The sequence below is a fragment of the Glutamicibacter sp. AOP12-B1-11 genome (genome assembly GCF_052379245.1).
Lineage (GTDB): Bacteria > Actinomycetota > Actinomycetes > Actinomycetales > Micrococcaceae > Glutamicibacter.
The window spans coordinates 1-566 of sequence record NZ_JBQSYL010000094.1; the positions used below are offsets into that span (position 1 = coordinate 1).

At 67.3% G+C, this 566-nt stretch carries 1 protein-coding gene; it reads left to right on the forward strand.

All coding sequences use genetic code 11. The annotated features are described in order from the left end of the window. Positions 1-566, forward strand: a 566-nt coding sequence (locus ACT3UQ_RS19740; RefSeq protein ID WP_444637824.1) for a GMC family oxidoreductase N-terminal domain-containing protein, incomplete at both ends; no start/stop codon positions are given.

Here is a 566-nt window from a genome sequence, read left to right on the forward strand (position 1 = left end):
TTCTGGGCGCCGCGCGAGGACCTGGACGAATGGGAATCGAAGTTCGGGGCCACCGGCTGGAATTCGGCGATGGCCTACCGGCTGTATCAGCAGCTGGAGCGCAATGAGGACGCCGGGCCGGAGGCCCCGCACCATGGGGATTCGGGGCCGGTGCACCTGATGAATGTGCCGGGCACCGATCCGTGCGGGGTGGTGCTGCTGGAGGCCTGCGCGCAGGCCGGGATTCCGCGGGCGAAGTTCAACAACGATGAGACGGTGCTCAACGGGGCGAACTTCTTCCAGATCAACCGGCGTGCCGATGGCACCCGGTCCTCCTCCTCGGTCTCCTATATCCATCCGATTATGGAGCGGGAGAACTTCACGCTGCTCACCGGGCTGCAGGCGCGGAAGCTGAACTTCGATGCGGGCAAGCGCTGCACCGGGGTGGACGTGGTCGACGGGGCGTTCGGGCGCACCACCACGCTGCACGCGGCCCGCGAGGTGATCCTCTCGGCCGGGGCGATCGATTCGCCGAAGCTGCTGATGCTTTCGGGGATCGGGCCGGCCGAGCATCTGGAGTCGGTGGG